Origin of the sequence: Streptomyces sp. NPDC058045 (assembly GCF_042885635.1) — a bacterium.
Classification (GTDB): domain Bacteria; phylum Actinomycetota; class Actinomycetes; order Streptomycetales; family Streptomycetaceae; genus Streptomyces.
The window spans coordinates 201097-227385 of sequence record NZ_JBHVRR010000001.1 but is presented as its reverse complement, the minus strand read 5'-3'; the positions used below and the strand labels follow the sequence as shown (position 1 = coordinate 227385).

Below are 26289 nucleotides of genomic sequence, written 5' to 3'. Positions count from 1 at the left end.
GGCGGGCCCGGCCCCGCCCGCCGCCGCACCCCGAGCAGCCTCCGCGAACCCAACCCCGGGAGACACCCGCATGTTTGACTCCGTCCGCGACGACCTGCGCGCCACCCTCGACGAGATCCGCGCCGCCGGACTCCACAAGCCGGAACGCGTCATCGGCACCCCCCAGTCCGCCACCGTGGACGTCACCTCCGGCGGCCGCCCCGGCCAGGTGCTGAACTTCTGCGCCAACAACTACCTCGGCCTCGCCGACCACCCCGAGGTCGTCGCCGCCGCCCACCAGGCCCTGGACCGCTGGGGCTACGGCATGGCCTCGGTCCGCTTCATCTGCGGCACCCAGGAGGTCCACAAGGAACTCGAACAGCGCCTCGCCGCGTTCCTCGGCCAGGAGGACACCGTCCTCTACTCCTCCTGCTTCGACGCCAACGGCGGTGTCTTCGAGACCCTCCTCGACGCCGGGGACGCCGTCATCTCCGACGCCCTCAACCACGCCTCCATCATCGACGGCATCCGCCTCTCCAAGGCCCGCCGGCTGCGCTACGCCAACCGCGACATGGCCGACCTGGAACAGCAGTTGAAGGACGCCGCCGACGCCCGCCGCCGCCTCGTCGTCACCGACGGCGTCTTCTCCATGGACGGCTACCTCGCCCCCCTCGGCGAGATCTGCGACCTCGCCGAACGCTACGACGCCATGGTCATGGTGGACGACTCGCACGCCGTCGGCTTCGTCGGCCCCGGCGGACGCGGCACCCCCGAACTGCACGGCGTCATGGACCGCGTGGACATCGTCACCGGCACCCTCGGCAAGGCACTCGGCGGCGCCTCCGGCGGCTATGTCGCGGCCCGCGCCGAGATCGCCGCCCTGCTCCGCCAGCGCTCCCGCCCCTACCTCTTCTCCAACACCCTCGCCCCCGTCATCGCCGCCGCCTCCCTGAAGGTCCTCGACCTGCTGGAGTCCGCGGGCGAACTCCGGGAGCGGCTGCACACCAACACCGCCCTCTTCCGCACCCGCATGACCGAGGCCGGCTTCGACGTCCTGCCCGGCGAGCACCCCATCGCGCCCGTCATGATCGGTGACGCTGCCGAGGCGGGCCGGATGGCCGAACTCCTCCTGGACCGCGGCGTCTACGCCATCGGCTTCTCCTACCCGGTGGTGCCACAGGGCCAGGCCCGCATCCGCGTCCAGCTCTCCGCCGCACACTCCGAGGACGACGTACTGCGCGCCGTGGACGCCTTCGTCGGGGCCCGCGCCGAACTGACCGGCGGGCAACTGCAAGAATCGGTGGTGTGATCGAAGCGCGGCGGCTGCACATCCTCCGAGCGGTGGCCGACCACCGTACGGTGACCGCGGCTGCCGCCGCGCTCTATCTGACGCCCTCCGCGGTCTCCCAGCAGCTCACCGCGCTGGAGCAGGAGACCGGGCACCGGCTGGTGGACCGCGGCGCCCGCGGCGTGCGGCTCACCCCCGCCGGGGAGATCCTACTGCGCCACACCAACGCGGTCCTCGCCCAACTGGAGCGCGCCGGCGCCGAGTTGGCCGCCTAGTCGGCCGGCGCCGCGGGCACCGTCACCGTCGCCGCCTTCGCCACCGGTATCCGCCTGGTGGTGGCGCCCGCGGTGGCCGCCCTCGCCGGGAGCAGCCCCGGCATCCGGGTCCGGGTCAAGGACGCCGAGGGCGACGCCAGCCTCCCCATGGTGCTGGACGGGCAGGTCGATGTGGCCGTCGCCGTCGAGTACCGCGGGGCGCCCGGCGCGGACGACCCGCGCCTCACCCGCGTCCCGCTCTATGTGGAGCCCTTCGAGGCGGTCCTGCCCGCCGGGCACCGCCTCGCCGGCCTCGACCGGGTGCCGCTGGCGCAGCTCGCCGGGGACCCGTGGATCGGCCCCTACCCGGGCAACCCCTGCCATGACGTGGTCGTCCTCGCCTGCGAGCAGGCCGGTTTCGAACCGCGCCTGGACCACTCCTCGGACGACTTCAGCGCCGTCGTCGCGCTCGCCTCCGCCGGGGCCGGGGTGGCGCTGGTGCCGCGGTCCGCGCTCAGCGCCCGGGAGGAGGCCGCGGTCGCGATCCGGCCCGTCGACGGCGCCGCACCCACCCGCCGCGTCTTCGCCGCGGTCCGCTGCGGCGCCGAGGACCACCCCCTGATCCGCCCCGTCCTCACCGCCCTCGGCGCCTCAGCCCACACCCCGCAACCTGCCTGAACGACCGGACTGTCAGTGCCGGGCGCTACGTTCTGACCATGCCCGACGCCGACGACGTACGCACCATCGCCCTCTCCCTGCCGGACACCACCGAGAAGACCGCCTGGTCCATGCCCACCTTCCGGGTCGCGGGCAAGATGTTCGCCACCCTGCCCGAGGACGAGACGTCCGTCGCGGTGCGCTGCCCCCGCGAGGAACGCGATGAACTGGTCCTGGCCGAGCCCGCCAAGTTCTGGATCGCGGACCACGAGGCGGCCTTCGCCTGGATCCGCGTCCGCCTCCAAGTCCTGGACGACACCGAGGAGTTGCGCGCCGTACTCGCCGACTCCTGGCGGCAGGCGGCCACCCCCGCGCTACGCGAGGCGTACCCGGAGCTGGGCGTGGTCTGAACCATGAAAGGATTCCCGCAGGGGACGCACTGCCGCGGAACGGGGGTTCCGCGGCCGGGAGGGGAGTGACAGCGATGACGGCCGCCATGTCGTCCTACGGCGATCACGGGCGGACGCAAGGGCGCGTCTGGTCAAGGGACTTCGCGCTCTTCTTCACCGCACGCGCGGTGGCGAAGCTCGGGGACACCATGCTGCCGGTGGCACTCGCCGCGGGCCTGCTCCAGCACGGCCACGGCGCCGGTGCGGTGGGCCTGGCGATGGCCGCCTCGGTGGCCTGCTTCGCCGGACTGGTCGTCTTCGGCGGGGTCTTCGCGGACCGCTTCAGCACCCGCCGGCTGATGATCGGCGCCGACCTGGTGCGCCTGGCCAGCCAGTCGGTCTGCGCCGTCCTCTTCTTCACCGGGCATGTGGTGCTCTGGCAGATATGTGTGATCGGCGCGGTCAACGGCGCCGCCTCCGCCGTCTTCCAGCCCGGCGTCGCCAGCACCGTGCCCCGGCTCGCCGCCGATGTGCAGGGCGCCAACGGGGCCATCCGGATCGCCGAGTCCGCCGCCCAACTCGCCGGTCCCGCACTGGCCGGCCTGCTCGTCGCCTTCGCCTCCGCGGGCGGCGTCTTCGCGGCCCACGCCGGCACCTACGCCCTCAGCGCGCTCTGCCTGCTGCTGCTCCGACTGCCCCCGGCCGCCGCGCCCGCCCCGGAACAGCGCCCCGCCTTCCGCGCCGATCTGGTGGAGGGCTGGCGCGAGTTCCGCTCCCGCACCTGGCTGTGGAGCGTGATCGCCATCTGGTGCGTGCTGATGATCGCGGCCTGGGGTCCCACGGTGCCGCTGGTCGCCACCGAGGTGGTGCAGGAGCACGGCCCCCGCTCCTACGGCCTGGTCAACTCGGCCCTCGGCGCGGGCACCGTACTCGGCGGTCTGCTCGCGCTGCGGCTGCGGCCCCGCCGGATGCTGCGGGCCGGGGCGGTGGCGCTGTTCGCGTTCAGCGCGTTCCCGGCGGCCGTCGGCGCCCGGCTGGACGTGCCGTCGATGGCCGCGGCCGCCGCGGTGGCGGGCGCCGGGATGTCCTTCTGGGGCGTGATGTGGGCGACGAGCGTCCAGACCCAGGTCCCGGCCGACGTCCTCAACCGCATCCACGCCTACGACGTGGCGGGCTCCCTCGCGATGATGCCCGTCGGCCAGGCCCTGGCCGGCCCCGCCGCCGGACTCTTCGGCGTCGAGCACGTCCTGCTGACCGCCGGAGTGGTCACCCTCCTCGTCGCCGCCGCCCTCCTCACCGTCCCCGCCGTCCGCAATCTGATACGCGCCGACCTGACGGCCCCCGTCTCCGGCTCACCCGCGGGCGGACCGAGGACGGGGGAGCCGGAGACCGGTGGTTCGGTGGCGGTCACGGAGAGAGGAAGCCGCTGATCCGGTCGCGCAGGGACACCGGGTCCAGCCCGTGAGCCGCGGTGTGCTCCTCCGCCGTGCCATAGCGGCGCAACTCGGCCCGCCCCACCCCCAGCCCCAGCACCCGATGCGGTACGTCCACCAGGGCCTCGGCCGCCGCGGCCGTCGAGGTGCCCGCCAGATACGGCTCCACCAGCACCACCTCCGGCCGGGCCGCCGCCACCGCACGCCGCAGCGCCGCCCCGTCGAAGGGCCGCACCGCCGTCGCATACAGCACGGTCAGACCCAGGCCCTCGGTGGCGTCCAGCACCGCGTCCAGCATCGGCCCCACCGCGACCACCACCCCGCGTCCGCCCTCCCGCACCACCGCGAAACGCTCCCCGTCCACCGGCCGCGCCACCGAGTTGGCCTGCACCGACAGCCGTACGTACACCTTCTCGTCACCGGCCGCGACCGCGTACCGCAGCAGGGTCTCCGCCTCGTCCGGGTGGCCCGGCACCAGGATGCGCCAGCCGTCCAGGGTGCTCAGCAGTGCCACATCGCCGGGCGACATATGGGTGTGGCCGCCCGCCGGCCAGTCGTAGGAGGCGGCGGCGCTCACCAGCACCCCGCCCACACCCTGGTGCCCGAAGTCCAGCTTGAGCTGCTCGAAGGGCCGCTCCACCAGGAAACTGGCGAAGGTGTGCACCACGGGACGCAGCCCGGTCAGCGCCAGCCCGGCGGCCGCGCCCACCAGCAACTGCTCCCGGATCCCCACATTGAGCACCCGGTCCGGATGGCGCCGCGCGGCCTCCCGGAAGCCGTCCCGGCCGATCTCCGCGAGGACCAGCGCCACCCGCGGGTCCTCGTCCAGCAGCCTGCTCACCACGGGGGCGAAACGATCGCGCATGGTGTCCATGGGGGTCCTCACTCTCCGGCGGTCTTGGACTCGACCCGGGCGACGACGGCCAGCGGCCGGCCCGGATGCGGTGCGGTGAACGCCTCGTACAGGGCGTCGTGGTCCCGCCCGTCCACGGCGCGCACCGTCCAGCCCGCCGTCTCGAAGGGGGCGCCGAGACCGCCGGGGCGGGTGCGGCTGGCGGAGGCGTTGTCCACCACCACGGCGCCCAGACTCTCCAGCGCGGCCGGGCCCGCGTAGGCGATGGCCTCGTCGTTGCTGCCCTCGTCCAACTCCGCGTCACCGACCAGCACCCACACCCGCGGCCCGGTCCGGCCCTGGGCGCGCAACCCCAGAGCGGTGCCCACCCCGATCGGCAGCCCGTGCCCGAGCGAACCGCTGCCGATCTCCACCCCGGGCACGAGCGTCCGGTCGGGATGGTGCCCGAGCGGAGAACCGTACGAGCCGAAGCCCGGCAGCACCTCCGGCGGCACAAATCCCTTGGCGGCGAGCACCGCGTAGTACGCCATCGGGCCGTGGCCCTTGGAGAGGAGGAAGCGGTCCCGCTCCGGATCGTCGGCGGTGTCCGGGGTGACGTTCAGTACCTGGTCGTAGAGGACCCACAGCACATCCAGGGTGGAGGTGGCGGCGGGGCCGTGCTTCTCGTCGCCGGTCATCCGGCTCATCAGCGCGGAGAGGTCCGCGTAACCGCTGCACGTCGTCGTCATGCTACCGAGCGTGCAACCTGAACCGCTGTTGAGGTCAAGCGGTCCCGGCGCCCGCCCGCCCTCGCGCCCGACGGAAACGGGTGCGCGACCACCCTGGAGAGTGCGGTATGGTTTCCGTGCGCGTTCGCCCGGGGGAAACCCCAGGTCATACGGGCATCGGGACGTGGCGCAGCTTGGTAGCGCACTTGACTGGGGGTCAAGGGGTCGCAGGTTCAAATCCTGTCGTCCCGACTGGAGACAGTCGTAGATCGGGGCCGGTTTCGGAGGTATTCGAAACCGGCCCTCGATCGTTCCTGGGGGCAGTCGCCGCGTTGGCCGGGGTCCGCCCGAGGAAGGGTGGCTGCTTACCGCGGCTGGGTGGCGATCTGGATCAGATTGCCGCAGGTGTCGTCGAACACGGCTGTGGTCACGGGGCCCATCGTCAGGGGCTCCTGGGTGAAGTGGACGCCGAGGGCTCGCAGACGCTCGTGCTCCGCCGTTACGTCGGTGACGGCGAACTGGGCGAGCGGAATGCCGTCGTGGACGAGCGCTTCACGGTAGGGCTTGACGGCGGGGTGGCCGGCGGGCTCCAGGAGGAGTTCGGTGCCGTCGGGCTCGTCGGGCGCGACGACGGTCAGCCACCGGGCCCCCTCGCCCAACGGGACGTCGTGCTTCTTCACGAAGCCGAGGATCTCGGTGTAGAAGTGCTCGGCCTTGGCCTGGTCGTCGACGAAGACGGTGGTCAGATGGATCTTCATGGGGTGCCCTTCTCGGGTCCGGAGGGGTTGGGCAGGGGCCACCGCTCGGCAATCCGCTGGAGCGGAGCTGTGTTCAGGTCGTGGAACTTGCATCGGCCCTCCCGTCTGGTCTCGACGAGCCCGGCGGCCTCCAGCAGGGCGAGGTGCTGGGAGACCGCCTGACGCGAGATGCCGAGCTGGTGCTTCATGGTCAGGCGTGAGCAGATCTCGAACAGTGTCTGTCCGGACTTCTCCGTGAGCTCGTCGAGGATGGTGCGGCGGGTGGGGTCCGCCAGGGCTTTGAAAAGGTCGTCGGCCACGACCCGAGGATAGGCAAGTATTCGCTTGCCTATCAAGTCGAGCGGCGGTCCGCGGGGTTGCTCGTGACGAACACAGGGCGCGTGCCACGTCGCACCCGTGCGGTAACTCGGCCTCCTCGCCGTTGCGTTCGGCGCCGGCCGGCCGTTGCCCTCCGGGCGATCCGGCGCCGGGCCGGTTCAGCGGCCGCCCTTGCCGCCGGTGGTGAGGGCGTGGACGGAGGCGGTGGCGGTGGCCACGTCGCGGGGGTAGGTCCGCAGGGCCAGCAGGCCGAGGCCGCCCGCCGCGAACAGTGGCAGGAGGAACAGCAGCAGGGTGTCCTGGAGTGCGTCGCCGCCGGTGAACACATGGACCGACACCCATCCGAAGAGCGTGGGCGCCACGGCCTCTCCCGCGGTGCGCAGTACCGTCCGGGTGGCCTCGGCCCTGCCCCACAGCAGCGGCGGGACGATGTCCAGACGGGCCGCGTCCAACGGGGGATTGGCCGCACCCAGCAGCGCGGTACTGCACATCAGCAGCGGCAGCGCCACCGGCAGTGCCTCGCTGTGGAACGCGGGCGCCGCCAGGAACGGCATGGTCAGCAGGCACACGGTGGGCACCAGGACCCGTGCGTCGTTCCGCCGCCGGCCGAGGCGGTCCGCGATACGGCCGCCGACGAGGACTCCCGCCAGCGAGCCGACGGCCACCACCAGCACCAGCAGTCCCGCCACCGAGGTGCTCACCCCGTACTGGTGGGTGGCGAAGAGGGTGGCGAAGGAGCGCAGACCGGCGAAGAAGAAGTAGCCCAGGGCCGAGGCGACGATCAGCACCAGATTGGTGCGGATCCGCAGCACGTACACCACGGCCCGCCACAGCGGCAGCGTGCCCGGGTCCCGGCGCAACACCATCCGCTTGTCGGGCGGCACTCCGGGAGGTCTGGGCGGCGGCTTCCGTGCGGCGGTCGGCTCGCCGCCTGGGAGGCCGGGGCCGCCGCGGGCCGGTTCCGGCTGCCGCCACACCGCCCACACCAGCAGCGACGAGGGGATCACCAGCCACCAGAAGGCGAACCGCCAGCCCAGGGCCGAGCCCACCGCCGAGGACACCGCGAAACCGATGCCGGTGCCCACCAGTTCACCGCCCAGCACCATGCCGTACACCCGGGCCCGGTCCCGCCCCGGGAAGTAGTCGCCCACCAGGGAGGCCACGGTGGGGCCCGTCGTCGCGGCCACCCCGCCCAGCGCCACCCGCGACACCAGCATCCACAGATACGACGGGGCCAGCGCGGACAGCGCGGTGGCCACCGCCCACAGGGCGACGCTCAGCGCGAGCAGACGGGTGCGGCACACCCGGTCGGTGAGGACGCCCACCGGCAGCGTGAAGAGGCCACCCGCAAGGGCCGTCACCGAACCGAGCAGCCCGATCTCGGTGTTGCCGACGCCGAAGGCGGCCTTGAGCGGGCCCGCCATGGTGGACACGGTGCCCTTGTCGGCACCGTCCAGGCCGAGGACCGCGCCCAGCAGCAGGATCGCCCGCGCCTGCTGCGGCCCGCCGAGCGTACGGAGCAGCCGGTCCCGCGCCGCCCGCACACCGACCCTCATCGGGTCAGTACATGGCGGCCTCCCGCACCCCGCAACCGCGGCTTTCGCCGGCGAGCGTCCGGTTGGCGGGGCGCAGGGGTACGGAGGACATTGGGAGTGAGGGAGCGGGCCGCCCGGTACCTCGTCGCGGTGCGGGGCCGCGGCAAGGGGGATCGCGCGACGACCACCTTCGTGGAGGCCGCACATGGAACGGAAAGTGGCCTTCTCCCACCGGAGTTGGCAAGCGACGCTGGAGGAGCAGGTGCCCGGCGACCGCATCGTCCACTCCGGCGACGAGGAGGACGGGGACCGCGGGACATGAGTACCGCGGACCGTCCGCAGGACGACTTCTACCGCGGGGTGTTCGACAGCCTCGGTGCGGGGGTGCTGGTGACGGACCGGGCCGGCCGGGTCCGCGACTGCAACACCAGTGCGCGGCGCATCGTCGGCCGGCCGCGGGACGACCTGCTCGGCCGTGATCTGCACACCCTGCTGTACCGCGGCACGGACGGCCGCCGACTGCCGCGGGACGAGTGCCGGGTGCTCGCCGTGCTCGACCGCGATCGCCCCGACGAGGGAAGCGAGGAATGCCTGCTGCGGGGTGACGGCGTTCTCGTCCCGATCATCTGGGCGGCCACTCCGCTGCACCACGGCGATCAACTGGCGGGCCTCGTGGTGGTGTTCCACGATTTCAGCCTCCAGCGTGAGGCAGCCGACCAGACCGCCGCCTACCTGGCCGCGCTGGAGGAACTCACCGCGCGCCTCGCCATGGTGAGCGAGGTGTCGACGGTGCTGATCTCCAGCGCCGACATCGAGGAGACGCTGAACCGGCTGGTCCGTCTCGTGGTCCCCGAACTGGGTGACTGGGCCGCGGTCGACCTGATCACTCCCGGCAGGGACCGATCCGTCGACCGCATCGCCCTCTACGCCCCCGGCCGCCGCCACACGTCCGCTTCCCTGACCGGGCCGCTGCCAGCGGTCCCGCGCACCTCGCGTTCCGCGTTGGCCCGGGCGCTGCACGGCAGCCGCCCCCTGGTGCTGGACGCCGCCGACATGGCCAGGGGAGCGGACTCGCCCCTCGGCCGGGCGCACCAGGAGATGTTCGAGCGCCTGGACGGGAGGACCGCGGTGGTGGTGCCCCTGCGCACCCACCGGCAGGTCTTCGGGGCGCTGACCGTGGCCAGGACCACCGAGCGGCGCTACACCGACGACGAGGCCGCCGTACTGGCCGACGTCGGGCAGCGCGCGGGACTGGTCATGGAGAGCGCCCGCCTGTACCACCAGCAGCGGAACGTGGCGGAGACCCTGCAACGCCAACTCCTCACCCCGCTGCCGCAGGTCGACCACCTGCGGATGGGCGCCCGCTACCAGCCGGCGCAGGCCGCGGCCGAGATCGGTGGCGACTGGTACGACGCCTTCCTGCTGGGCGACGGCGTGATGGCGCTGGTCATCGGCGACGTCGTCGGGCATGACCTGCAGGCCGCGGCCCATATGGCGGAGGTCCGCAACATGCTGCGGGCCCTGGCGTGGGACCGGCAGGAGCCGCCCAGCCTGATCATGCAGCGCCTGGACGAGGCGGTGACGCACACCAGTGACGCCCCGATGGCCAGTGCCCTGTTCGCCCGGGTCGAGGGTCCGGAGGGCGGCCCTTGGCAGTTGCACTGGGCGAACGCGGGCCACCCACCGCCGCTGCTGGTCACCGCGGACGGGCAGGCACGCCTCCTGGAGGCGGACCACGGCCCCGTCCTCGGCCTCAACTCCGCCCTCCACCTGGGCCTCGACTGGCCCGACGCCCGCGAGGACCTGCCCCCGGAATCCACCCTGCTGCTGTACACCGACGGCCTGGTCGAGAGCCGGGGGCGCACCATCGGCACCGGACTGTCGCGCCTGCGCCGGCACGCGGCCGCCCTCGCCCACCACGATCTTGAGGACTTCCTGGACGAACTCCTCGTCCGCATCGCCCCGAGCGGCGACGATGTCGCCCTCCTCGCCCTGCGGATGCCCGCCGCCGGCGAGGGCACCGGACCGCATCCGGTGCCGCCTCCACAGCAGCAGGTACCCAGCCCGGCGGCACCGGAGCGGGCGGCCCCCGGCACCCGCGTCGAGGGCGCCCCCGTCCGCGACAGTTCCCAACCACCGGAGGAGACACCGGGGTTGACGGACGACGTGGACGGATGAGGGTGGCGCGCAGACCGACGGCGGAGCGGCGACCGTCGCCACCGACGGGTTCGGTCAGGCCTGTGGCCTGCCGTACTCTGCGAGCCGTGACGCGCTATGTGGTCGACGCCAGGACCTTGCTGCACATCGCCTCGACCGGTCTGCGGGTCAGCCCCGAGCACCAGCTCGCCGCACCGAATCCGGTACCGTCCCAGGCCCTCTCGCTGCTGTACGAACAGGTCAGCGGCGGCGAACTCGACGAGGCCGAGGCGCTGCGGCCGCACGAGCGCGTGACGGCGGTGAAGATCCGGCTGCTGGGCGACCGCGTCTCCCGTCGCACCGCCTGGCGGATCGCGCGGGAGCAGGGGTGGGACGCTCTCGGGGACGCCGAATACCTCGCCGTGACGCGACTTCAGGCCGACGCCCTCGTCACGATCGACGAGGCACTGGCCCACCGCGCGCACGGCATCGTTCCGCTGGCGCCGCTGGACGCTCTGAGTTCCTCGTAGGGCTGATCGTCAGCATCTTCTCCACCGAAGCGTGCTCTGACCGCTGGCTGCCGCTCATGGGCGACGCCCACGTGGCGAACGACTCCGGCACGGGCCGCTCGGCTTCAGAGGGTGAGCAGGACCTTGGTGGCGCGGCGTTCGTCCATCGCCTTGTAGCCCTCGGCGGCTTTCTCGATGGGGAGTTGGAGGTCGAAGACGACGCCGGGGTCGATCTGGTCGGTCATGATCAGGTCGATCAGTTCGGGCAGGAAGCGGCGCACCGGGGCGGGCCCGCCGAGCAGGCTGACGGTGGAGAAGAACAGGTCGAGGCCGTCCAGCTCGACGCCGTGCGCGACGCCGACGTAGCCGACATGCCCGCCGGGACGCGTCGCGTGGATGGCCTGCGTCATCGACTCCTGGGTGCCGACGGCCTCGACGGTGGAGTGCGCGCCGTAGCCGTTCGTGAGTTCCTTGACCTTCGCGACGCCCTCCTCGCCGCGCTCCTCGACGATGTCGGTGGCGCCGAACTTCCGGGCCAGCGCCTGGCGTTCGGCGTGACGGGACATGGCGATGATCCGCTCCGCGCCGAGGCGCTTGGCCGCGAGGATCGCCAGCAGTCCCACCGCGCCGTCGCCCACCACGGCGACGGTCTTGCCGGGACCGGCTTCAGCGGCGACCGCGGCGAACCATCCCGTTCCGAGCACATCGGAGGCCGCGAGCAGGCTCTTGGTCTGTGCGGGAGTGGGCTCGCCCGCGACCTTGACGAGGGTGCCGTCGGCCAGGGGGACCCGCGCGTACTCGGCCTGGGTGCCGATCGAGCCCATCATCACCTGGTGGACGCAGCGGGACTGGAACCCCGCCCGGCAGATCTCGCAGGTGTTGTCGGAGGCGACGAACGACCCGACGACGAAGTCACCGACCTCGATGTCCTGGACGCCGTCGCCGATCTCCTCGACCACACCGATGTACTCGTGTCCCATCGGGGTCGGACCGTCGACGCCCACGACGCCGCGATAGGGCCACAGGTCGGACCCGCAGACGCAGGCCGCGGTGACCCGGATGACGGCGTCGGTGGGTTCGACGACGGTGGGCTTGTCGATCTCCTCGGTCCGGACGTCTCCGGGTGCGTGCATGACGACGGCGCGCATCTGCTCTCCTCGGTTCCTGTGCTTCTGCTCAGTGGTCCACCGGCGTGCCGGCGGTCCGCGTTCCATGAGACCCGATGATCCGCCCCGCGCGGGAGTCCCGGCCGATGGAGGTACCGCGGGGGACTCCCCTGACCATCAGGCGGCTCTTACCGTGGACCGTATGGACAACAGGGCGGAAGTGCGCGAATTCCTCACCTCGCGGCGTGCGAAGGTCGAGCCGAAGGACGTGGGCCTGCCCGCGGGCACCAACCGGCGGGTGGAGGGCCTGCGGCGCAGCGAGGTCGCCACCCTGGCCGGCGTCAGCGTGGAGTACTACACCAAGCTGGAGCGGGGCGCGATCAGCGGCGCGTCCCCGGAGGTCCTCGACTGCCTGGCGAAGGCGCTGCGGCTGGACGACGCGGAGCGGGCGTACCTGTTCGACCTGGCCCACGCGGCGAGCCCCGTCGCGCGCCCGCCCCGCAAGCGCAGCCCGAGGAGTTGGACGCCGCACCCCAGCTTGCAGTGGACGCTGGACACCGTCACCGCCGGGCCCGCGTTCGTGCGCAACGGCCGCATGGACCTGCTGGCGGCGAACGCGCTGGGCCGGGCGTTCTACCGGGACGCCTACGACATGCCCGGCCGGCCGCCGAACCTCGCGCGATTCATGTTCCTGGACCGCCGCTCGGACGATTTCTATCCCGACTGGGACGCCTTCGCGGAGATCACCGTGTCGATCCTGCGCACCGAGGCCGGCCGCGACCCGCACAACAAGGAACTGCACGACCTGATCGGTGAACTCTCCACCCGCAGCGAGGAGTTCCGCCGCCTGTGGGGCGCGCACGACGTCCGCCACCACGGCACGGGCTTCAAGACTTTCCGCCACTCGGTCGTGGGCGAGATGACGCTGGCCTACGAGGGCCTGGACATGGAGTCCGAGCCCGGGCTGACCCTGACGATCTACGCGGCGGAGCCGGGCTCACCGTCGGCGGAGCGGATGCAACTGCTCGCCTCCTGGGCGGCCAGCGAGGCGAGCGAGGCGGCCCCGCCAGTCGCCGATGAGCAGCACGCCCGGCCCCACGGCTGACGCTTACTGGTGCCCGTCGTCCCCGGCCGAGCACCGCGTCGGCGACCATGGACATCTGCGCGCTGTCGTCCCGACGACGACCGCGTCCTGCGGCTCGACCTGCACTCTCGACCTGCACTCTCCACCGGCACTGAGGAGAAGATCCAGATGGCACTCGTCCTTGTCACCGGCGCTTCGACCGGGCTGGGGCTGGCGACGGCGGCCGAGTTGGCCGACCGCGGCCATGACGTCGTTGTGCACGCCCGCGCCTCCGTCCGCGTCGACGGGCTGGACATCCTCGACCGGATGCGCGGTGTCGTGCTCGGCGACCTCGCCGATCCCGAGGAGACGGTGCGCGTGGCCGAGCAGGCGAACGCGTTCGGGCGCTTCGACGCGGTCGTGCACAACGCCGGCACGATGAACGACCCGCACACGATGCCGGTCAACGTGCTGGCCCCATACCTGTTGACCGCGTCGATGCCGCTGCCGGGCCGGGCGGTCTTCCTGTCCAGCGCGATGCATCTGTCCGGCCGACCGGACCTCGACCCCGTGCTCTCCGGCCGCGGCGGCTCGTACTCCGACAGCAAGCTCCTCATCACCGCCTTCGCGCTGGCACTCGCCGCTCGGCACCCCGGGACGCGCTCGCACGCCGTCGACCCCGGCTGGGTGCCGACCCGTATGGGCGGATCGTCCGCGACCGGCGACCTCGTCGAGGGCCATCGCACACAGGTGTGGCTGGCCACCGCGCCCGAGAAGGACATCGAGCCGCGCTCGGGCGGGTACTGGCACCACCGCGCCGTGCGTCGACCGCACCCGGCGGCGCGGGACGCCGAGTTCCAGCAGCACCTCCTCCAGGCGCTGCACACCCGCACCGGCCTCGCTCTGCCCGACGCCGACGCCGCCGGGTGAGCGGCGCCGGAGCCACCACCCAGAGGAACCCATGAAGCACGAGAGGAACTCATGAAGACCGTCCCCTTCGGTCCCACCGGTATCCGGGTCCCCAACGTCGTCGCGGGCATGATGCGGATCGCCGGTGACACCGACGAGCAGATCCGCGCCCTGTACACGGCATCCCGCGAGGCGGGGATCGACTTCTTCGACCACGCCGACCTGTACGGGTTCAACCACCCCGGCGGCGGGTTCCACCTGTGCGAGCGCCGCTTCGCCGACGCGCTGCGGCTGACTCCGGCCGAGCGCGAGCAGATCACGCTCCAGACCAAGACGAGCATCGTCGACGACCCATGGGGCTACGACCAGTCCTACGAGCACATCGTGACCTCCGCGGAGGAGTCGCTGAAGGCGCTGGGAACCGACTACCTCGACGTGCTGCTGCTGCACCGCCCCGACGCGCTCGTGGAGCCGGAGGAGGTGGCCCGCGCGTTCGACCACCTGGAGTCCTCGGGCAAGGTCCGCGCCTTCGGCGTCTCGAACCACACGCCCCGCCAGATCGACCTGCTCAAAACCGCGGTCACGCAGCCGATCGTCGTCAACCAGGTGCAGTTGTCGATCACCCACGCCACGATCATCACCCAGGGCCTGTCCTCGAACATGGTCGGCCAGGACGACTCGATCACCCGTGACGGAGGCGGCGTCGTCGACCACGCCCGCCTCGGCAAGATCACCCTTCAGGCGTGGTCACCGTTCCAGAAGGGCTTCCAGGAGGGCGTGTTCCTCGGCTCGCCCGACTACCCGGAACTGAACGCGGAGCTCGACCGGCTCGCCGCGAAGTACCAGGTCACGCCGACCGCGATCGCGGTCGCCTGGATCACCCGGCACCCGGCGGGGATGCAGGTGGTCCTCGGCACCACGAAGCCGCAGCGCGTCGCCGACGCCGCGGCCGGCTCCGACATCCCGCTCACCCGGGGCGAGTGGTACGGGCTGGTCCGGGCCGCCGGTCACCACGTGCCCTGAGCCGTGGACGCCCCGCCGCGGAGGCGTCGGGTCACTGCGCGGTGTGGCCGGCGTCGACGGGCAGGGCCGCGCCGGTGACATAGCTCGCGGCGTCGGAGCACAGCCACAGCACGGCGGCGGCGATCTCCTCGGGGCGGCCCAGCCGGCCCAGCGGTACGCCCGCGGCGGCGGCCTCGCGGTCGAGCTCTCCGCCCGCGGCCATCCGCGCGACCATCGGCGTCTCGATCGTGCCCGGGCAGACCGCGTTCACCCGCACCCCGTGCCTGCCGTACTGCAGGGCGACGCTCCTGGTCTGGCCGATGACGCCGTGCTTGGTCGCGTGGTAGGTGGCGCGGCCGTCGCCGCCCACGAGCCCGCCGAGCGAGGAGCAGTTCACGATGGCACCCGAACCCTGCTCGCGCATCTGCTTCAGCTCGTGCTTCATCGACGCCCACACACCGCGGAGGTTCACCGCGACGATCCTGTCGAAGGCGGCCGCGGTCTCGTCGGCGGAGTCGACGGGCGGCAACATGATCCCGGCGTTGTTGAACGCCATGTCCAGGCTGCCGAGGGCCTCGACGGTCGCGTGGACGGCCGCGGCGACCTGGTCCTCGTCGGTGACATCGCACGGCACTGCCAGCGCCGTCAGGCCCCGCGCCGTGAGCTCGTCGGCGAGGGCCTTCGCCGCGTCGCCGTCGAGGTCGATGATCGCGACGTTCGCGCCGGCCTCGGCGAAGGCGCGGACGGCGGCTTCGCCCATACCGGTGCTGCCGCCGGTGACGAGCGCGGTCCTGCCGGTGAAGTCGTAGGTGACGGTCATGGGGTGGTTTCCCTTCGTTGTCCTGAGCGGACGGTGGTGTCGACGTCCGCGCGTGCCCGGCGGTGACCCGGCGGCTCCCGAGCCTCCGCGGTCACTCCTCGCCGTCGAGGACCTGCTTGGCCGTGGCCATCGCGGACATGCCGTTCGGCCAGCCGGTGTAGAACGCGAGCTGGGTGATCGCTTCCTTGAGTTCGTCCTCGGTGACGCCGTTCCGGCGGGCGAAGTCGAGGTGGAAGCGCAGTTGGTCCGTCCTGCCCATCGCGGTGAGGGCGGCGACGGTGATGAGGCTGCGGTCGCGCTTGGAGAGACCTTCCCGCTCCCACACCTCGTCGAAGAGGACCTGGTCGGTGTAGTGCACCAGCCCGGGCGCGAAGTCGCCGAAGGCGTTCTTCCCGCCGGTCCAGCCGGTGCTGCCGTCGTCGCTCATGGGGCTTCCTCTCGGTCGGATTTCGCCGCCGGTTCCATGACAGCGCGGATGCGTCGGCTGAGGGAGTCTCCGGTGAGGGGGGTACCGGCAGGGCATCCCTCAGACGGCGCGTTCGCCGTAGCGTGGACGGCATGGACGACAGGAGCGAAGCACGGGAGTTCCTCATGTCCCGCCGGGCGAAACTCGGGCCGGAGCAGGCCGGGTTGACCGTCTCCGGTCAGCGGCGGGTGGCGGGGCTGCGGCGCGGCGAAGTCGCCGCGCTGGCCGATGTGAGTCCCGAGTACTACGCCAAGATCGAGCGCGGCCACCTCGCCGGTGTCTCCGACGGAGTGCTGGACGCCGTAGCCCGTGCTCTGCGACGGGGACGACGCCGAGCGGGACGACGGCACGGCTCCGGCACGAAGAACTTCCGCCACCACGAGGCCGGCGATCTCACCTTGACCTACGAGGGGCTGGAGCTGGCCGCGGAGCCGGGTCTGTCGTTCCTCATCTACACCGCCGAGCCCGGCTCGCCCAGCGAGGAGCGCCTGAAGCTCCTGGCGAGCTGGGCGGCGTCCATACCGCGCGGCGAGGACGGAGGCGGGGACAGGGCAGTGGACGAAGCGGTGGACATGCGAACCGGGAAAGAACGCGAGAAGGAAAGCAGGACATGAGGATCATCCCGAACACCCCGACGGTGAAGAACCCGCCGGAGCAGTTCCTCGGCGCTGTGTGGGTGGACGCGCTGGCGGTGCCGCAGGAGGGCGACCAGCGGGCGACGATGGCCAAGGTGCGCTTCGCGCCCGGTGCCCGGACCGCGTGGCACTCCCACGCCCGCGGCCAGTACCTCCACGTCACCGACGGCGTCGCCCGTCTCGGCAGCCGCGACGGCACCGTCATCGAGGTCCACGCCGGCCAGACGCTGTACACCCCGCCGGGCGAAGACCACTGGCACGCGTCGGCTCCAGGCTGCTTCATGGAGCACATCGCCCTGCTGGAGAGCGGCGACGACCCGGCCGAGACGACGATCTGGAAAGAGCACGTCACCGACGCCGAGTACCACGGGTGACCACCGGCCCGCGAGGGCGGACGAAGCACCAGCACACGACGCAGCACCATCGCGAGGAGCACGCAGCAGCATGACGATCCTGAACGAGACGTACACCCTGCCCAACGGTGTGACCATCCCCAGGCTGGGCCTGGGCACCTGGTTCATCGACGACGACAAGGCACCCCAGGCCGTCCGGGACGCCGTGGAGATCGGCTACCGCAACATCGACACCGCCCAGGCCTACGGCAACGAGCGCGGCGTCGGCGAAGGTGTGCGCACCTCCGGTGTGCCCCGGGACGAGCTGTTCCTCTCCACGAAGCTGGCCGCCGAGATCAAGGACTACGACGGCGCGGTCGCCGCCATCGACGGGTCCCTCGCGACCCTGGGTCTGGAGCACATCGACCTGATGCTCATCCACAGCCCGCAGCCATGGAACGACTTCCGCGGCGGCGACTACGCCGAGGGAAACCGCCAGGCGTGGCGGGCACTTGAGGACGCGCACCGGGCGGGCAAGATCCGCGCGATCGGTGTCTCGAACTTCCAGCGGGCGGACCTGGAGAACATCCTGGCGGGCTCGACCGTCGCCCCGCAGGTGAACCAACTGCTGGTGCACGCGGGCAACACACCCACCGAGCTGCTGTCCTACTGCGAGGAGAAGCGGATCCTCGTCGAGGCGTACTCGCCGATCGCGCACGGGGTGATCCTGGGGAACGCGGACGTCCGGGCGATGGCCGAAAAGTACGGTGTGTCCGTGCCGCAGCTCTGCATCCGCTACACACTCCAACTCGGCACCGTGTCCCTGCCGAAGACGGCCAATCCGGAGCATATGCGCTCCAACGCCGAGGTCGACTTCGAGATCTCCGAGGACGACATGACCGCCTTGCGCGATCTGCGCGACGTGGACTACGGCGAGCACACCGCGTTCCCCGTCTACAGCGGGAAGTGATCGCTCCCGGCGGCGGGTGCCGGCCACCCGCCTCCGCCAACGCCCCGCCCCTGCCCGGGAGTTCAGCGTTGGAAGACGATGTGGGTGGTGCCGCTCGGGGCGGTTTCCGCGGTGGTGGTGGGGTAGCGGGTGTCCAGGTCGCGGAGGCCGGTCCAGAGGGAGGTGCCGCGGTCCAGGACGATGGGGGCGACGGCTACATGGAGGCGGTCGACCAGGTCGGCGCGGAGGAAGTCGCGGACGACGGTGGCGCCGCCGCCGATGCGGACGTCCTTGCCGTCCGCGGCCGCCGTGGCGCGTGCGAGGGCGTCCCGCGGGCTCGCCGCCAGGAAGTGGAAGGTGGTGCCGCCGGCCATCTCCAGGGACGGGCGCGGGGTGTGCGTCAGCACGAACACCGGTGTGTGGAACGGCGGTTCCTCGCCCCACCACCCGGACCACCGGGGGTCGTCGGGGAAGTGGTGCAGCCCGAACATGCCGGCGCCCATGATCTCCGCGCCGATGTTCTCGAAGTAGGCGCGGGCGTGGTCGTCGTCCACTCCGGTGGTGCCCTCGCCGCTGGTGTCGCCGAGGACGCGGGCGCGGAAGGTGCGGGTGGCGGTGTAGGCGCCGACCAGCCGGGACCAGTCCTGGCCCATCGGTTCCTCGGCGGTCTGGCCGGTGGTGGTCATACGGCCGTCGAGGGAGATGTTCAGGTCGACGCGTACCGGCATCGGGATCAGCCTCCGGCGGTGCGGAAGGTGTGGTGCAGATGGTCGGCGAGGAGTTCCGGGGTGAGGGGGTGCAGGCGGGTGCCGAGGTGGCCGTCGGGGCGGACGAGGAAGGCCTCGTCGGGGCGGGCGCCGTAGCCCGCGGCGAAGTCACCGTCACGGTCCACCACGAAGGGCAGCGGGACACCCTCGGGGCGGGCGCTCATGGGCAGTACCGCATAGGCGTCGAGGCGGCCGTGGGCGGCGCGGAGGGCCGCGGCGGCGCAGGCCCGCAACTGCTCCGGGTGGATCCGCTCGCCGCAGTGCAGCAGCAGGGTGTGGTGGGGGCCGCGCAGCAGGTCGAAGAGGCGCAGCGGGTAGGACGCCAGGGGCCGCAGCAGCCCGCCGCAGTCCGGGGCCCGGTCGCCCGGCAGGGGTCCGGTCGCCTCCGGGTCGGCTGCCGCGGCGAGCGGCCCGCCGCGGTAGCCGACCAGCAACTGCGCCTCCCGGCACATCACGGTGGTGAGGTCCTCCCGCTCCCCGGCGCCGCCCCCCTCCCTGGACTGCCGCACGGTACGGTCCACCACCTCCGCGCCGACCGGGTGCCGCTCCGTGTGGTAGCTGTCCAGCAGGTCCGGCGCGGCCACCTCGTCCAGGGCCAGCGCCAGTTTCCACGCCAGGTTGTAGGCGTCCTGCACACCGGTGTTCATGCCCTGGGCGCCGGTCGGCGGGTGGATGTGCGCGGCGTCCCCGGCGAGGAACACCCTGCCGTGCGCGTACCGGTCGACCAGGCGGTGGCCGACGCGGAAGACGGAGGACCAGCGCAGCGCGGAGGCCGTGGTGGCCGCCGGGGCCAGCCGGTCCAGTACCGCCTGGATGCGGTCGAGACCGGGCGCGGGACCGGTCTCGGGGCCAGCCTCCGTCATGCCACCCGCGGCCGAACTCCCGTTGCCTGCCTGCTCGTTGGGCTCGGGCCGGCCGTTCCCGCCGTTGCCGTGCGGCAGCAGCATCGACAGGCGGTAGCGGCCGGTGCCGGGCAGCGGGACGCACACCAGCAGGTCCTCCACCCGGCCGTCCGCACCGTGCCGGGTGGAGCGGACCGCGTACTCGTGCGGCAACTCCCAGTCGACGGCCACATCCCCGAGCAGGTACTCCTCGGGGAAGGTGTCGCCCTCGAAGGCGGCGCCGACGGCCCGCCGCACCCGGGAGTGCGCGCCGTCGCAGCCGATCACGTACCGCGCCCGGACGGTCTCCGTCCCGGCGGGGGACCGGAGTTCGGCCCGTACCCCGTCCAAGTCCTGGGTGAGGCCGACGAGTTCGGTGCCGCGTTCCACCTCGGTGCCGTATCCGGCGAGGTGGTCGGCGAGCAGGCGTTCGGTGGCGTACTGGGGGAGGGTGGCGAAGCCGTACGGGACGTCCGGGGGGAGGCCGAGTTCGAGACGGGGGCCCGGGCGGCCGTCCACGAAGGTGAGTTGGCCCCGCAGTGGCACCGCCGCGTCCAGGGCCTGCCGCAGCAGCCCCATCTGCTCCCACACCTCCAGGGTGCGCGGCTGGATGCCGACGGCCTTCGCATACGGCTGCGGGGCGGGCAGGCGGTCCACGATGCGGCAGTCCGCGCCGCGCCGGCGCAGTTCCGCCGCCGCGGTCAGTCCCACCGGTCCCGCCCCCACCACCAGCACTTCGGTGTCGCCCATGATCTCTCCCGGCGTCACGGGGGTGCGCCCGTGTCTCTGCTTCCAGCCTGCGCTCACGGCCGTGCGCACGCCACTTGCCGGTCCCGGCGGCGGCGCTGAGCTGCGGGGGAGCGACGGTGCGGCCCCGACCATGGACAGGAGTGCCGGGGGGTACGAGACCGGAGTCCCGAGCGGTACGGTCGGACGGTACTGCCCGTGCCCGCCGCGCCGCGGACCCCGTGCCCGCCCGCGACTCCGCTCGCCGCACCCCGACCGGGGAGGTCCCTTGCGTATCGGACTCTTCGCCACCTGCCTGGGGGACACCCTCTTCCCCGACGCGGTGAAGTCGACCGCACTGCTGCTGGCGCGACTCGGCCACCAGGTGGTGTTCCCGCCGGAGCAGACCTGCTGCGGCCAGATGCACATCAACACCGGCTACCAGCGCGAACCCCTGCCCCTGGTAAGGAACTTCGCCGAGCAGTTCGGTGACCCCTCGCTGGACGCGGTGGTCATGCCCTCCGGGTCCTGCGCCGGCTCCGTACGTCACCAGCACCGCCTGATCGCCGAACGCTACGGCGACCCGGCGCTGCGCCGTGCCGTCGCCCAAGTCGAGGGAAAAACCTATGAGTTGAGCGAACTGCTGGTGGACGTGCTGGGGGTGACCGACGTCGGCGCCTGGTTCCCGCACCGGGTCACCTACCATCCGACCTGCCACTCGCTGCGGATGCTGCGCGTCGGGGAGAAACCGCTGCGGCTGCTGCGTGCCGTCGACGGAATCGACCTGGTGGAACTGCCCGAGGCGGACGCCTGCTGCGGCTTCGGCGGCACCTTCGCACTGAAGAACGCGGCCACCTCCGCCGCGATGCTCAAGGACAAGATCCGCCAGATCACGGACACCGGCGCCGAGGTGTGCACCGCGGGCGACTCGTCCTGCCTGATGCACATCGGCGGCGGCCTGGCCCGGCTCCGCTCCGGCACCCGCACCCTGCACCTGGCCCAGATCCTCGCGTCCACCCGCACCGACCCCGCCCTCGTCCCCGACGCCGCCCCGGAGACCGCCCGATGAGCCGACCCCGCAGCACCTTTCTCGGGATGCCCGCCGTCCCGCCCCGCGCACCCCGCGGCGTCGGCCACCTCCGCGGTGAGCAGCCCTTCCCCGAGGCCGCCGCCGGTGAGCTGCGCAACGCCCAACTGCGGCGCAACCTCGGCCGCGCCACCCGCACCATCCGCACCAAACGTCTCGACGTCACCGCCGAACTCCCCGACTGGGAGCGACTGCGCGACGCGGGCGCCGCCATCAAGACCGACACCATGAACCAACTCCCGGAACTCCTGGAGGAGTTGGAGCAGCGGGTCACCGAACGCGGCGGCACCGTGCACTGGGCACGCGACGCCGCCGAGGCCAACGCGATCGTCACCCGGCTCATCGAGGCCACCGGCAGCCGGGAGGTCATCAAGGTCAAGTCGATGGCCACCCAGGAGATCGGCCTCAACGAGCACCTCGCCGAGCGCGGCATCACCGCCCATGAGACCGATCTCGCCGAGCTGATCGTGCAGTTGGCCGGAGATCTGCCGTCACACATCCTGGTCCCCGCGATCCACCGCAACCGCGACGAGATCCGCGACATCTTCCGCGCCCACATCCCCGGCGTCGACCCCGAACTCGACTCCGTCCCGGCCCACTTGACCGCCGCCGCCCGAGCCTATCTGCGGGAGAAGTTCATGACGACCCGGGTCGCCGTCTCCGGTGCCAACTTCGGCATCGCCGAGACCGGCACCCTCGCCGTGGTGGAGTCCGAGGGCAACGGGCGGATGTGCCTCACCCTGCCCGACACCCTGATCACCGTCATGGGCATCGAGAAGATCCTGCCCCGCCACCAGGACCTGGAAGTCTTCCTCCAACTGCTGCCGCGCTCCTCCACCGGCGAGCGGATGAACCCGTACACCACCCTGTGGACCGGTGTCACACCCGGCGACGGGCCGCAGGACTTCCATCTGGTGCTGCTCGACAACGGCCGCACCGCCGCCCTCGCCGACGCCGTCGGCCGCGAGGCCCTCTCCTGCATTCGCTGCTCCGCCTGCCTCAACGTCTGCCCCGTCTACGAACGCACCGGCGGCCACTCCTACGGATCCACCTACCCGGGTCCCATCGGCGCCGTACTCACCCCGCAGCTCGCCGGGATGGACGACGGGCGGCACGACCCCAACGGCTCGCTGCCGTACGCCTCCAGCCTCTGCGGCGCCTGCTTCGACGCCTGCCCGGTGAAGATCGACATCCCCTCGCTGCTGGTGGAGCTGCGCCACCAGAAGACCGAGCAGGGCGGCGCCCCGGCGGAGCAGGCCGCGATGAAGGCGGCGGCCGCGGTGATGGCCAGGCCCAGGGCGTACACCGCGGCCCAGAAGGCGGCGGGCCTTGGCCGCCTGCTCGCCCGGCGGGACGGCGCGATCCACCGGCTGCCCCCACCGCTCGCCGCCTGGAGCACCACCCGCGACGCCCCCGCCCCGCCCCGGCAGACCTTCCGCGACTGGTTCGCCTCCGCCGAGGGCACGGCGGCGATGGCCCACGCCGCGGAAGAGGGCACCGGCACCAGTACCGATTCCGGCGCCGAGGACTCCGGGGAGGGGCGATGAGCGAGCGCGCACCGCGCACGTCCGCCGACAGTGCCCGGGAGGCCGTACTGGGGCGGGTGCGGGACGCGCTCGCCCTCGCGCCCAAGCCCCCGGTGACCGTCGAACGCGCCTACCGCACCGGCCGCACCCTGCCCGACCCGGAGCGCCTCGCCCTGCTCACCGACCGGCTGCTCGACTACCGGGCCGGCGTCCACCCGTGCACCGCCGCCGGGACCGCCGCCACCATCGCCCGGGTACTCGCCGAACGCGGCGCCCGTACCGTCGGGGTGCCGCCGGGGCTGGACCCGGGCTGGCTGGCGGACTTCGACGGGGAGGTGCGCCAGGACGACCCGGACACCCCGGCGCCGCGGCTGGACGCGCTGGACGGTGTGGTCACCGGGGCCGCCGCGGCCTGCGCGGAGACCGGCACCCTCTTCCTCGACGGCTCACCCGGCCAGGGCCGCCGCGCCCTCACCCTCGTACCGGATCTGCATGTGTGCGTGATCGACCTGTCGGCGGTCGCGGCGGGGGTGCCGGAGGCGCTGGCCCTGCTGGTACCGGGGCGGCCCACCACCCTGATCAGCGGCCCGTCCGCCACCTCGGACATCGAACTGGAACGGGTGGAGGGCGTACACGGCCCCCGCACCCTGGAGATCGTGATCCGTACCGACGTCTAGGACCGAACGGCGTTGGTACTAGGGTGCCTTGGACAGGTTCCCGGCCGCGTGGCCGAGGCGGTGGAGGGGCAGATTCTCAGATGCGTGACACTAAGAAGATGGCGCTGATCGGCGGCGCCGCGGCAGTCGTGGTCGCCGGGACCGGCTACGGCGTCTACGCACTCGTCGGGGGTGAGGACAGCAAGGGCGGCAAGGCGAGCGTCGCCTCGTCGGACGACGGCAAGGCCGGGAAGGCCGAGAAGAAGATCGAGCAGGGCCCGCCCAGCGCGTCCGAGGTCCGTACGACGTCACAGCGCTTCCTGTCCGCCTGGTCCGCCGGCGACACGAAGGAAGCCGCCAGGCTCACCGACGACACGGCAGAGGCAGCCGAGCGGCTGAACGGCTTCCGCAAGGACGCCCACCTCGCCGCCATCAAGCTGTCTCCGCGGTCCGCTTCCGGCGCGCGGGTGCCGTTCACGGTGACGGCCCAGATCTCCTACGCACAGCAGAAGTCCGCGTGGTCCTATGCCTCCGCCCTGGAGGTCGTACGGGACAAGAAGACGGGCGATGCCGTCGTCCACTGGAAGCCGGCGGTGCTGAACCCGAAGCTGAAGGAAGGCCAGTCCATTGTGACGGCCAAGGCGGGCGCGCCGCCGATCAAGGCCGTCGACCGCAACGGCGCCGCGCTGACGAAGGAGGAGCACCCCATGCTGGGGAGCATCCTCGACGACCTGCGCAAGCGGTATGGCGACAAGACCGACGGCACACCGGGCGTCGAGACCCGCATCGTCGACCGCAAGGGCAAGGACACCGGCACCACCCTGCTCACCCTGTCCAAGGGCACGCCCGGGACGCTCAAGACGACGCTCGACAAGGCCATGCAGACCGCCGCCGAGCAGTCCGTGAAGGGCAAGCCCAGGGCGGCCGCCGTCGCCGTCCAGCCGAGCACCGGCGAAGTGCGCGCCGTCGCCAACTCTCCCGCCGACGGCTTCAACATCGCCTTCCGCGGCTCGCTCGCGCCCGGTTCCACGATGAAGGTGATCAGCGCGGCGATGCTGCTCGACAAGGGCCTCGCCGCGCCGGACAGGCCGCACCCGTGTCCCAAGTACGTGACGTACGGCGGCTGGAAGTTCCACAACGACGACAAGTTCCAGATCAAGGGCGGGACGTTCGCGCAGAGCTTCGCTCGCTCCTGCAACACCGCCTTCATCAGCCAGGCCAAGGAACTCAAGGACGACGACTTGAGCAAGGAGGCCCGCGAGGTCTTCGGCATCGGCCAGAACTGGCAGGTGGGCACCGGCACGTTCGACGGCAGCGTGCCCGTGCAGTCGGACGCGCAGATGGCCGCGGAGCTGATCGGCCAGGGCGCGGTGCGGATGAACCCGCTCAACATGGCGTCGGTCGCGGCGACGGTGCAGAGCGGCACCTTCAGGCAGCCGGTGATCGTCTCGCCGCAGCTCGACAACCGTACGCTCGCGAAGGCCGCGCGCGGCATGAAGCCGCAGGTCCACAGCGGTGTGAAGAGCCTGATGAGGCTGACGGCCACCAGCGGCACCGCCGCGGAGCCGATGGCCGGGCTCGGCGGTGACGTGGGCGCCAAGACGGGGTCGGCCGAGGTCGACGGGCAGAAGAAGCCGAACGCCTGGTTCACGGCGTACCACGGCGACATGGCCGCGGCCGCGGTGGTTCCGGCGTCGGGCCACGGCGGTGAGAACGCCGGTCCGGTCGTACGCAGGATGCTCGACGCCGCGTCTGGCTGAGGCCCCCGCTACGACACCCTCTCGTGCAGGCACTCCTCCACCACGTGGGGGTCCAGGGCCGCGCGTACCAGGGCGGCGGCGAAGGAGGCGGGGTCGGCGTGGGCGCGGTGGCTGAGGCGGGCCAGGGCGGTGCGGTCATCGGGCAGGCCCAGACTGCGGGCGCCCTGGAGGGCCTTGGGGTCCAGATAGGGGGCCACTTCCGGCCACACGCCCTGCACCTCCCGCAGGAAGATGTCCGCGCCGGCCGGTCCGATACCGGGCAACCGCCGTAGTCCGCGCCGTAGTTGGTCCATATCGCCGTCGGCCTCGTGGCGCAGCCGTCGCAGATTGCCGCCCCAGGCGTCGAGTACGAGCTGCGCCCCGTCGCCGAGTTGGGTGGCGGTGCGCTCGTCGTAGCGGCGGTAGCCGCCCGCGCCGAGCGCGTCCACCCGCTGCTGCCAGCTCGCGTCCCGCATCCGCCGGGCGTCGCGGAGCCCCGCGTCGTACAGCGCGCGGGTGGCGGCCACCGCGACCGAGGCCCGGATCCGGGCGCTGAGCAGCAGGGACAGCACCAGGGTCCGGTAGAGCGGCTGGGGTGTGTCGGCGATGCGGATCCCGGCCTGCGCGGCGTAGGTGTCGCCGTAGCCGGAGAGCAGATCGCGGACGACGGTCTGCTGTCGGGGTTGTCCCGTCTGTCGTGCGGGCACTCGGATCGCCTCCCTCACCAGCGGACGGTGCCCTCGGGCGCCGGGTGCCCGGGTCGGCGGGCCGGAAACGTACGGCGGCCGTGGTCGGCGCCGCGGCATGAT

The 26289-nt window shown here is 72.3% G+C and carries 26 protein-coding genes, 1 tRNA gene and 1 pseudogene; 17 read left to right on the top strand and 11 right to left on the bottom strand.

Annotation, left to right across the window (positions count from 1 at the left end):
* Window positions 1-70: 70 nt before the first annotated feature.
* The 4 genes and pseudogenes from ACFVST_RS01065 (at window position 71) to ACFVST_RS01050 (ending at window position 3997) form a co-directional block, all read left to right on the top strand.
* Entirely contained in the window at window positions 71-1288 is a 1218-nt protein-coding gene (locus tag ACFVST_RS01065; RefSeq protein ID WP_390145542.1) for a glycine C-acetyltransferase, read from the top strand.
* Window positions 1285-2199, top strand: a pseudogene (locus tag ACFVST_RS01060) (LysR family transcriptional regulator). Before ACFVST_RS01065 ends, ACFVST_RS01060 begins: the two are co-directional and overlap by 4 nt.
* A gap of 38 nt (window positions 2200-2237) precedes the next feature.
* Entirely contained in the window at window positions 2238-2588 is a 351-nt protein-coding gene (locus tag ACFVST_RS01055; RefSeq protein WP_390145540.1) for an MmcQ/YjbR family DNA-binding protein, read from the top strand.
* A gap of 74 nt (window positions 2589-2662) precedes the next feature.
* A complete protein-coding gene (locus ACFVST_RS01050) occupies window positions 2663-3997 on the top strand; it encodes an MFS transporter (protein WP_390145538.1) in 1335 nt (444 codons plus the stop codon).
* Here ACFVST_RS01050 and ACFVST_RS01045 read toward each other — a convergent pair.
* Window positions 3975-4874, bottom strand: a complete 900-nt coding sequence (locus ACFVST_RS01045; RefSeq protein ID WP_390145536.1) for a transketolase family protein — start codon at window positions 4872-4874, stop codon at window positions 3975-3977. The two genes, ACFVST_RS01050 and ACFVST_RS01045, sit on opposite strands and share 23 nt — an antisense overlap.
* Before the next feature lie 8 nt (window positions 4875-4882).
* The gene (locus tag ACFVST_RS01040) at window positions 4883-5581 is read right to left on the bottom strand and encodes a transketolase (RefSeq protein ID WP_390145534.1); all 699 of its coding nucleotides are present in this window, start codon (window positions 5579-5581) and stop codon (window positions 4883-4885) included.
* 157 nt (window positions 5582-5738) lie between these two features.
* On the opposite strand from ACFVST_RS01040, the gene ACFVST_RS01035 reads away from it, so the two are divergent.
* Window positions 5739-5812: transfer RNA gene (locus ACFVST_RS01035), tRNA-Pro, on the top strand.
* Between the two features lie 113 nt (window positions 5813-5925).
* Here the strand turns inward: ACFVST_RS01035 and ACFVST_RS01030 are convergent.
* From ACFVST_RS01030 to ACFVST_RS01020, 3 genes are all read right to left on the bottom strand, one after another.
* Window positions 5926-6318 (bottom strand): VOC family protein, encoded by a 393-nt coding sequence (locus ACFVST_RS01030; protein ID WP_390145533.1) that lies wholly within the window; start codon window positions 6316-6318, stop codon window positions 5926-5928.
* Window positions 6315-6617, bottom strand: coding sequence for an ArsR/SmtB family transcription factor (locus ACFVST_RS01025; RefSeq protein ID WP_390145531.1), 303 nt, complete (start codon window positions 6615-6617; stop codon window positions 6315-6317). The genes ACFVST_RS01030 and ACFVST_RS01025 overlap by 4 nt, the downstream gene beginning before the upstream one ends.
* 177 nt (window positions 6618-6794) lie before the next feature.
* Window positions 6795-8192: an MFS transporter gene (locus tag ACFVST_RS01020; protein WP_390145529.1), complete on the bottom strand. Its 1398-nt coding sequence runs from the start codon at window positions 8190-8192 to the stop codon at window positions 6795-6797.
* Between the two features lie 297 nt (window positions 8193-8489).
* On the opposite strand from ACFVST_RS01020, the gene ACFVST_RS01015 reads away from it, so the two are divergent.
* Window positions 8490-10349, top strand: coding sequence for a SpoIIE family protein phosphatase (locus ACFVST_RS01015; protein WP_390145527.1), 1860 nt, complete (start codon window positions 8490-8492; stop codon window positions 10347-10349).
* Window positions 10350-10435: 86 nt separating this feature from the next.
* Window positions 10436-10837 carry a hypothetical protein gene (locus ACFVST_RS01010; protein ID WP_390145525.1) on the top strand — a complete coding sequence of 134 codons (402 nt, stop codon included), beginning with the start codon at window positions 10436-10438 and terminating at the stop codon, window positions 10835-10837.
* A 104-nt stretch (window positions 10838-10941) separates the two neighbouring features.
* Here ACFVST_RS01010 and ACFVST_RS01005 read toward each other — a convergent pair whose 3' ends face one another.
* Window positions 10942-11964, bottom strand: coding sequence for a zinc-dependent alcohol dehydrogenase family protein (locus ACFVST_RS01005; protein ID WP_390145523.1), 1023 nt, complete (start codon window positions 11962-11964; stop codon window positions 10942-10944).
* 160 nt (window positions 11965-12124) lie between these two features.
* Between ACFVST_RS01005 and ACFVST_RS01000 the strand changes: the two genes are divergently transcribed.
* The 3 genes from ACFVST_RS01000 (at window position 12125) to ACFVST_RS00990 (ending at window position 14917) form a co-directional block, all read left to right on the top strand.
* Complete coding sequence (locus ACFVST_RS01000; RefSeq protein ID WP_390145521.1) at window positions 12125-13027, top strand: helix-turn-helix transcriptional regulator; 903 nt, start codon at window positions 12125-12127, stop codon at window positions 13025-13027.
* Between the two features lie 147 nt (window positions 13028-13174).
* On the top strand, window positions 13175-13915 hold the full coding sequence (locus ACFVST_RS00995) for an SDR family NAD(P)-dependent oxidoreductase (protein ID WP_390145519.1): 741 nt from the start codon (window positions 13175-13177) through the stop codon (window positions 13913-13915).
* 51 nt (window positions 13916-13966) lie between these two features.
* On the top strand, window positions 13967-14917 hold the full coding sequence (locus tag ACFVST_RS00990; protein ID WP_390145517.1) for an aldo/keto reductase family oxidoreductase: 951 nt from the start codon (window positions 13967-13969) through the stop codon (window positions 14915-14917).
* Between the two features lie 31 nt (window positions 14918-14948).
* Here the strand turns inward: ACFVST_RS00990 and ACFVST_RS00985 are convergent, their stop codons facing one another.
* Together ACFVST_RS00985 and ACFVST_RS00980 are read right to left on the bottom strand one after the other, a co-directional pair.
* A complete protein-coding gene (locus ACFVST_RS00985) occupies window positions 14949-15716 on the bottom strand; it encodes an SDR family NAD(P)-dependent oxidoreductase (RefSeq protein WP_390145515.1) in 768 nt (255 codons plus the stop codon).
* Between the two features lie 91 nt (window positions 15717-15807).
* Window positions 15808-16143, bottom strand: coding sequence for a carboxymuconolactone decarboxylase family protein (locus ACFVST_RS00980; RefSeq protein WP_390145513.1), 336 nt, complete (start codon window positions 16141-16143; stop codon window positions 15808-15810).
* Window positions 16144-16274: 131 nt separating this feature from the next.
* Here ACFVST_RS00980 and ACFVST_RS00975 point away from each other — a divergent pair, with 131 nt between their 5' ends.
* From ACFVST_RS00975 to ACFVST_RS00965, 3 genes are all read left to right on the top strand, one after another.
* Complete coding sequence (locus ACFVST_RS00975) at window positions 16275-16796, top strand: helix-turn-helix domain-containing protein (protein WP_390145511.1); 522 nt, start codon at window positions 16275-16277, stop codon at window positions 16794-16796.
* Complete coding sequence (locus tag ACFVST_RS00970) at window positions 16793-17191, top strand: cupin domain-containing protein (RefSeq protein ID WP_390145509.1); 399 nt, start codon at window positions 16793-16795, stop codon at window positions 17189-17191. Before ACFVST_RS00975 ends, ACFVST_RS00970 begins: the two co-directional genes overlap by 4 nt.
* Before the next feature lie 70 nt (window positions 17192-17261).
* Window positions 17262-18119, top strand: a complete 858-nt coding sequence (locus ACFVST_RS00965) for an aldo/keto reductase (RefSeq protein WP_390145507.1) — start codon at window positions 17262-17264, stop codon at window positions 18117-18119.
* 62 nt (window positions 18120-18181) lie between these two features.
* On the opposite strand, the gene ACFVST_RS00960 is transcribed toward ACFVST_RS00965, so the two are convergent.
* On the bottom strand, window positions 18182-18826 hold the full coding sequence (locus ACFVST_RS00960; RefSeq protein WP_390145506.1) for a dihydrofolate reductase family protein: 645 nt from the start codon (window positions 18824-18826) through the stop codon (window positions 18182-18184).
* 5 nt (window positions 18827-18831) lie between these two features.
* Window positions 18832-20496, bottom strand: a complete 1665-nt coding sequence (locus tag ACFVST_RS00955) for an FAD-dependent monooxygenase (protein WP_390145504.1) — start codon at window positions 20494-20496, stop codon at window positions 18832-18834.
* Between the two features lie 265 nt (window positions 20497-20761).
* On the opposite strand from ACFVST_RS00955, the gene ACFVST_RS00950 reads away from it, so the two are divergent.
* The 4 genes from ACFVST_RS00950 (at window position 20762) to ACFVST_RS00935 (ending at window position 25501) form a co-directional block, all read left to right on the top strand.
* On the top strand, window positions 20762-21541 hold the full coding sequence (locus ACFVST_RS00950; RefSeq protein WP_390145502.1) for a (Fe-S)-binding protein: 780 nt from the start codon (window positions 20762-20764) through the stop codon (window positions 21539-21541).
* Window positions 21538-23106: a lactate utilization protein B gene (locus ACFVST_RS00945; RefSeq protein ID WP_390145500.1), complete on the top strand. Its 1569-nt coding sequence runs from the start codon at window positions 21538-21540 to the stop codon at window positions 23104-23106. The genes ACFVST_RS00950 and ACFVST_RS00945 overlap by 4 nt, the downstream gene beginning before the upstream one ends.
* Complete coding sequence (locus tag ACFVST_RS00940; protein ID WP_390145498.1) at window positions 23103-23762, top strand: lactate utilization protein C; 660 nt, start codon at window positions 23103-23105, stop codon at window positions 23760-23762. The genes ACFVST_RS00945 and ACFVST_RS00940 overlap by 4 nt, the downstream gene beginning before the upstream one ends.
* Before the next feature lie 80 nt (window positions 23763-23842).
* Window positions 23843-25501, top strand: a complete 1659-nt coding sequence (locus ACFVST_RS00935) for a penicillin-binding transpeptidase domain-containing protein (RefSeq protein ID WP_390145496.1) — start codon at window positions 23843-23845, stop codon at window positions 25499-25501.
* A gap of 8 nt (window positions 25502-25509) precedes the next feature.
* Here the strand turns inward: ACFVST_RS00935 and ACFVST_RS00930 are convergent, their stop codons facing one another.
* Window positions 25510-26193 (bottom strand): endonuclease, encoded by a 684-nt coding sequence (locus ACFVST_RS00930; RefSeq protein WP_390145718.1) that lies wholly within the window; start codon window positions 26191-26193, stop codon window positions 25510-25512.
* Between the last annotated feature and the right edge of the window lie 96 nt (window positions 26194-26289).